Below are 6,640 nucleotides of genomic sequence, written 5' to 3'. Positions count from 1 at the left end.
TAACGCCCTGCTAAGGGGTGAGCAATGCACTGCAAAAGCGACCGCACGTCGCCTTAATCACAAGACTCACCGCATGCTGAAAATGCCACGCATTGCGAATCCCTCTTAAGCAGTTTGTTAGCTTAAATTTCAGCACCTTAGATTTACCAAAATTGAGATTAACCCGATTTGGGAAACCGGCAAACCACTTGAGTTTTGAAACCCGCATTGACTCAAACTTTGTGGCCATTCGTTTACTTTGAAACCTGTAAATTTTGATAAATCAATTTCGGAAAACTCAAAGCGAGAGTAAAACTTCCAAAGCGACTTTGCGCCAAACTGGCTAACCTCGTGTAGCCCAAAACCCAATTGAGGCAACAACTCAAAATTCACGTTGGCAAACAATGCTGATTTGCCGAAATAACCTGAACGAACTGCCAAGGGAAGAAAAAACAGGCTGCAAACAATTGATTTTCATTATTTTAAGCTAACGCCCGCTTAAGGGGCTGACAACGCTACTACCAAGTTTCCGCATAATACTAAAACCACCAAAATCAACGCATAATAAAAATGCCACGCGTTGGAAGTCCCTCTTGAAGCGTTTGTTATGTGCCCGTACTCATTGTGTACTCTAAATGGCCTGTATATTCATCAACTTGCTCACTAATCACATTGAAACCTTGAGACAGATAAAACTGGTAACTCGCCTGATTTTCTTTGTACACAGAAAGAGTAAGCATAACCCTTTGCGATTTTGCATGGTTCAGCAATTGCTTACCAATACCTTTACCTTGTAAATCAGACTCTACAAATATCGCTGCCAGATTACTTTCATACAATGCGTAAAACCCAACAACTTTAGAATCTATTTCATAGACGCATATCTCTGAAGCTGGAAGGTAAATATTACGCATATTATCAACTTGGGATTTCCAAAATTCAGCTGAGACAAAATCGTGAGCTTTCATCGAAGCCGTCAACCAGATTTCAATAATCGAATCTAAGTCATTATCGTTGTATTTTCTTATCATTTTTCACTCTACGATAGCTAAGTTTATAGGGGCAACATAACGCCCGCTTAAGGGGCTGACAACGCTACTACCAAGTTTCCGCATAACACTGAAACCACCGAAATCAACGCATAATAAAAATGCCGCGCGTTGGAAGTCCCTCTTGAAGCGTTTGTTATGTGCGTACTAACGATGATCGCTGCTTAATTGCAACAAATCCCACTTATTTCCATAAAGATCCTGAAATACTACAACCGTTCCATACTCTTCAATTCGTGGCGCTTCGTTGAAAACAACACCATTCGCTTTCATCAGCTCATAATCTCGCCAAAAGTCATTCGTTTGTAGAAATAGGAAAACTCTACCGCCAGTTTGATTACCGATAAACTGAGTTTGTTCATCTGTACTCGCTTGAGCTAACAGTAAATTTGTCCCATTCGAATTGGGTGGTGAAACTTGAACCCAACGCTTACCGCCACCTAAATCGGTATCTTCAACTAGCGTAAACTGAAGCTTTTTAGTATAGAAATCAATGGCATCATCGTAGTTTTCGACCACAAGGGCGATATTGCCAATTTGCTGTTGGACGACTTTAGGCATAATTGCTTTCCAATAGTTTAAACACCTGATTCTATACTACTTTTGAACGTTTACCGAAAGCACATAACGCCCGGCTAAGGGGTTGACAACGCACCACCGAACTTAAAAAACACACTTAAACACTGAACTTCAATTTTGCACTAAAACCGCCAAGCGTTGGCAATCCCTCTTGAGCCGTTTGTTATGCAAATTCAATAAGATAAACTGACTTTGCTCGATCAAAAGACACAATTGCAATGGTTGAGTGATTCAGGAATCAACCCAAGCAAGAACTGTGATAAATAAGCCGCCAAAACAAAGTCCACCTTTCAGCAACAAACCAAGCTTTTGAATGAGACAAACCCTACAAGCAATACTTTCAGCAAGTGCAAAATACTCGATTAACTGCCCTTTCCACACTTTGCGCACGCTGAATTGGCAACAAACCAGCACCAAAACTCATTGAGGCAAACAAAGAACTTTGCCTATTTTACGGCTTGAGCTAACCACGAATTTTAGGGTAAAAAAGCTCATTTGCCGACAACACAAAACGAATGGCCGGAGAAATCTAAAAAGATTGAACCCCTAAATTTACCTGAGTTGCATAACGCCCGCTTAAGGGGCAGCCAACGCTACTAGCAACTTATCGCATAACACCTTAATCACAAAAACCAACGCATAGTAAAAATGCCACGCGTTGGCAGTCCCTCTTGAAGCGCTTGTTAGCTTGCGTGCCAAAGTGACACAATGATTGCTTTTTGTATATTTAAACACCATAATAACAGTGTGACATTTTGACACAAAGGAGAACACATTATGGCTACCACTTTACCTCGTATCACTGCGAGAGTTGATGTCGATACACAAAACTTATTAACCAAAGCGGCTGCTCTCGCTGGCATGTCTAGTATTAACTCATTTGTACTCAATGCTGCAATCGAAAAAGCAAAACAAGTGATTGAACGCGAGCAAACACTAAAATTAAGCCAAGCAGACGCCATTTTACTTATGGAAGCTCTCGATAAACCAACAACATTAAATCAAAAGATTAAAACTGCCGCCGAACGCTATGAGACCAAAACCCAATGATGAAAACGGTATTACTCGATAAAGATAAACACGACAGAAACCGATTCAACTGCGGAATTGATGCGCTTAATAACTATTTGAAAGTCATGGCAAGTCAGCAAGCTAAAAAAGATAATACCCGAACATTTGTTTTAGAGGATGAAAATAACACCTCACTTATCATCGGTTTTTACACTTTAACAATGACACCCATTGACCTAAAAACATTGCCTGATAAGTTACAGAAAAAGCATCACTCATCAACTTCTGGCGGACTCATTGCTCGCTTAGCTATCGATGATAGCTATAAAGGTAAAGGATTTGGCGAGTGGTTACTTATCGATGCTCTACGAAAACTACTAGCAGCTAGTGATAGCGTGGCATTTCCCGTCGTTATTGTTGACGCAAAAGATGGCGCCAAACATTTCTATGAGCGCTATGGTTTTAAAGCGTTTCAAGATGCAGAAAATAAGCTATTTATCACCATTTCAGATATTAGGGCAAGCTTGGGCTAGTATTGCTAGCCTTTAGCAAGCTAACGCCCGCTTAAGGGGCAGACAACGCTACTACTAACTTTCCGCATAACACCGTAATCACAAAAACCAACGCATAATAAAAATGCCGCGCGTTGGCTGTCCCTCTTGAAGCGTTTGTTAGCCCTTTTTCCCCAGTAAATCAATTAGTAAACTCGAAAACTTTTCTGGATTTTCTTGAGGTAACATGTGAGATTCATTTTCAATAACCACCAATTTTGAGTGTCTTGAAGCTCGTGCATCACTCTGTGTGGCCAGCCTAAATAAGTCTCGTGTTTTATCGCCATGCCCAAATATCAAAGACAGATCGATATTCGATAGACTTTGGGCATCAATCGATGGATGTTCTTGCTGATTTAGTTGCAAAGGCAATGTATAAGCTTGCTTTAACTGTAAACTCTTCACCTCAGTTGGTTGCTTATCGAAGTAACCATGACAATTCCCAGAACCGTCAATCAATGATTCAACAGCTAAACTCAAATCCCCCTGATGTACATGATTAAAAACAGGCTCAAACATTGACTCTGCATCCGCAACCCAAGTTTTCATTTCATCTTCTTGAACACAACCGGGATATCCCAGCTCATACAAAAATACCTTAGACAATGGCAATTGAGACGTTGCTATCATGTTCAATACAACATCTGCACCATAAGACCAGCCAACAACATTCACGGGCTTATCTGAAACTAACTTTTTCACAAGCTCACATAGTTCTTGAGCGTGTGAGTTCAGACTAAAAATTAAGTTATCATCATTGTCAAAATGACTTAAAGTCACTGAAACTACATCAAAATACTGAGACAACGAATCTGTATGAGGGAGCCACATAGAACCATCTGTTAATGCTCCATGAACCAAGACTAAATATTCACCACTACCTTTTTGAAAATATTTCACATGATATTCCTATTAAGGGCTAACGCCGCATTAAGGGGCAGGCAACGCAAACAACTGCGCTCAAATTAACCAACCGTAACCTTAAATGCTCAACCAAACCAAAACTGCCAAGCGTTGACTGTCCCTCTTGAATGCTTTGTTATGTAACTTTGCTAACCATTTCAAAGCATTACAAAGAACAACATTGCCAAATATCGTTTAACTTACATGAAAAGTTAGCAGTAACCCAGTAGAATTTGCGTGGCAACGACGAAACTGCGAGCCCTAGTTCAAAGAAAAAAGTGACTGCCACCAAGCTTATCGCAAACTCGCTTTACCATTGAAGCCAGAGTAAAAACTCGAAGAACAAGAAGCCGAAAGTTAAATCAACATGCATGAAACTCGCTCAGACAAAGTCGACATTGAAATTAGATCAATCATAAAAAATATCTACTTTTCAATGCATTGTGGTCTTTTTTCTTTACGGTTACATAACGCCCGCCTAAGGGGCTGGCAACGCATTACCACAAAACTCAAACACAACAACCTTAACCACCGCGGCTCATTGGGACTGGAAACGCCACGCGTTGACAGTCCCTCTTGAGGCGTTTGTTATACGCGTGCTTAGTCGTACAACAATGCATTTTGTGCTAGGTCTGCAAGTTGCACCTTAGCACTTTCAAACCGATCTCTCGCCGTAATATCTGTACTATTCACTTTCAAATACTGTTCCAAATAACTAACTTCAATCGACAGTAGATCTATACGAATTTGCATAAGGTTATTAGGTTTTGACAAGGTGAAGTCCTCCCATGAGCGAAGTTGAAATGGGTTTAAATAGTAAGGCACTTCTTTGAATAGGCTAGCTTCAACATCATACGCAGCTATGAAGTCATAAAAATCTTGTTCAAGTTTGCCATTGCTCACTTCCAGCCTATTGAGCAATTCTTCAAGTCTATTGATAGAGTCTCTCGCTGCATCAAACAACGGCGAATAATGATTTTGAGTTGACACTCGGAATGCAAGATCTTGCATTGAATGTTCAACAGTATTCAGTCTTTCGATTTTCTCCCAGTATTGCTCCATTTCAAAAGTTAGTCTGAACAACGCTGACTCATCAATTTTAAAGTCAGACTTCAAAAACTGGGATTCATGACTTTGCTTAATTCTCTTGAGTTTTTCGACCGTAAACTCGTCAACATCATCAGTTTCTATATGGTGCTGATAACAAAGCAGTAAGAGATTATCATATGACCTTCGCTCTTCATCTGACTGATCAGCATTAAAGCGTTCACCTTGAGGCATAGCTGCCTCAATATGACAAATTTGTCCTACAAACTGCTGCTTCGAGTTGATCATTAGATGTGTACAACCAGGAAATGCACATTGATTTCCAGATCGTGCAAATAGAGCCCGAACTGTATCGAGCTTAGGAGCTAATCTTGCCAATATTTAATACCTCCCGATAAAGCGTATAACGCCCGCTTAAGTGGTGAGCAACGATACCACGATACTCAATTATTGCACCGTAAACACAAAAGCCAACTCAAACCAAAACCGCCAAGCGTTGCGAATCCGTCTTAAAGCGTTTGTTAGGGCACTACTGTAAACCAATGTACCAACTATTTAAGTACATGCTATTTTCATCAAGTCCGTAGCTTACAAGATGCGCAATGTGAGCTGACAGAAAGTTAGACTGTACAAAGTCATTAGACAAATCAGACACTGTATAAAATCCAGGCATCATTAGTGCGTTATACGCAGTCGCTTCGTCAAGACTATGCGTTTTCTGCAGAGAGCCTAGCATCTCATCAAATGCATTGCTGTTTAATGAAACAACAAAACTATCACCAGAATATGGGTTCTGATAAAGACAGATTCTCTTTTTTTGGGGGTCATAAGAGTTTGAAAAGCTACTTTTAATAAGCTCCTGAAAAACTGAATAAACTTGTTCTTTTGAGGTATGTATGTAGTTCTTTCGATACATTTCCGCCATCATAATTAAGCAAGAGCGTAGAAAAATCAGTTCTTTTTCCCACCTTTTTATTTGTTTTAAAATCGCATTTTTTTTATGTAATGAAGTTTCTTTGTGAGCATGTTTTACAAATATTGCTAACCCTTTATGTTCAACGATTAAATCTATTTCACTCTCAATAACTAATGCTTCAAATATGGAAAACAACTTATCATCTGATGTTTCCAGTACACAGTCTGCCGACAATACGATTTTCTGCTTTTTTACACTAAACTTACGTTTAAATTCTTTCCAATAATCATTTTTAGGTAGCAGCACCAATGATGCTACGAGGCTCGAACTCGTAAATGTTACTGATCCCCAATCGAATGAGTTGAACATCCATACAATACCTAAAAGAAAAACAAAAAATGATGCTATAAACTTCATATATCCTCTTGAGTGCCCTAACGCCCGGCTAAGGGGTTGACAACGCATAACCGAACTCAAAAAACACACCGTAAACACTGAACTGCAATTTTGCACTAAAACCGCCAAGCGTTGGCAATCCCTCTTGAGCCGTTTGTTATGCAAATTCAATGAGATAAACTGAATTTACACGACCAAAAGCCACAATT

The 6,640-nt window shown here is 39.8% G+C and carries 7 protein-coding genes; 2 read left to right on the top strand and 5 right to left on the bottom strand.

Annotated elements, in window-relative coordinates:
• Positions 1-584: 584 nt before the first annotated feature.
• On the bottom strand, positions 585-1,010 hold the full coding sequence (locus tag AACR75_RS00035) for an N-acetyltransferase (RefSeq protein ID WP_047687565.1): 426 nt from the start codon (positions 1,008-1,010) through the stop codon (positions 585-587).
• 165 nt (positions 1,011-1,175) lie between these two features.
• Positions 1,176-1,589: a VOC family protein gene (locus AACR75_RS00030; protein WP_047687563.1), complete on the bottom strand. Its 414-nt coding sequence runs from the start codon at positions 1,587-1,589 to the stop codon at positions 1,176-1,178.
• A 795-nt stretch (positions 1,590-2,384) separates the two neighbouring features.
• Here AACR75_RS00030 and AACR75_RS00025 point away from each other — a divergent pair.
• Both AACR75_RS00025 and AACR75_RS00020 read left to right on the top strand, forming a co-directional pair.
• Positions 2,385-2,657 (top strand): type II toxin-antitoxin system TacA family antitoxin, encoded by a 273-nt coding sequence (locus AACR75_RS00025; RefSeq protein WP_047687561.1) that lies wholly within the window; start codon positions 2,385-2,387, stop codon positions 2,655-2,657.
• Positions 2,654-3,151 (top strand): GNAT family N-acetyltransferase, encoded by a 498-nt coding sequence (locus tag AACR75_RS00020; RefSeq protein ID WP_047687559.1) that lies wholly within the window; start codon positions 2,654-2,656, stop codon positions 3,149-3,151. Before AACR75_RS00025 ends, AACR75_RS00020 begins: the two co-directional genes overlap by 4 nt.
• A 138-nt stretch (positions 3,152-3,289) precedes the next feature.
• On the opposite strand, the gene AACR75_RS00015 is transcribed toward AACR75_RS00020, so the two are convergent.
• The 3 genes from AACR75_RS00015 to AACR75_RS00005 all read right to left on the bottom strand — a co-directional run bounded on the left by AACR75_RS00015 (position 3,290) and on the right by AACR75_RS00005 (position 6,452).
• Positions 3,290-4,069: an alpha/beta fold hydrolase gene (locus tag AACR75_RS00015; protein WP_047687557.1), complete on the bottom strand. Its 780-nt coding sequence runs from the start codon at positions 4,067-4,069 to the stop codon at positions 3,290-3,292.
• 603 nt (positions 4,070-4,672) lie between these two features.
• Complete coding sequence (locus tag AACR75_RS00010; protein WP_047687555.1) at positions 4,673-5,497, bottom strand: hypothetical protein; 825 nt, start codon at positions 5,495-5,497, stop codon at positions 4,673-4,675.
• Between the two features lie 151 nt (positions 5,498-5,648).
• Positions 5,649-6,452 (bottom strand): hypothetical protein, encoded by an 804-nt coding sequence (locus AACR75_RS00005; protein WP_047687553.1) that lies wholly within the window; start codon positions 6,450-6,452, stop codon positions 5,649-5,651.
• Positions 6,453-6,640: the final 188 nt, after the last annotated feature.

It is taken from the genome of Vibrio sp. ZOR0018 (genome assembly GCF_963865925.1).
In the GTDB taxonomy this organism is placed as follows: Bacteria; Pseudomonadota; Gammaproteobacteria; order Enterobacterales; family Vibrionaceae; genus Vibrio; species Vibrio anguillarum.
Note: the sequence above shows the minus strand (reverse complement) of the source record. Positions and strands in the feature narration are given on the sequence as shown.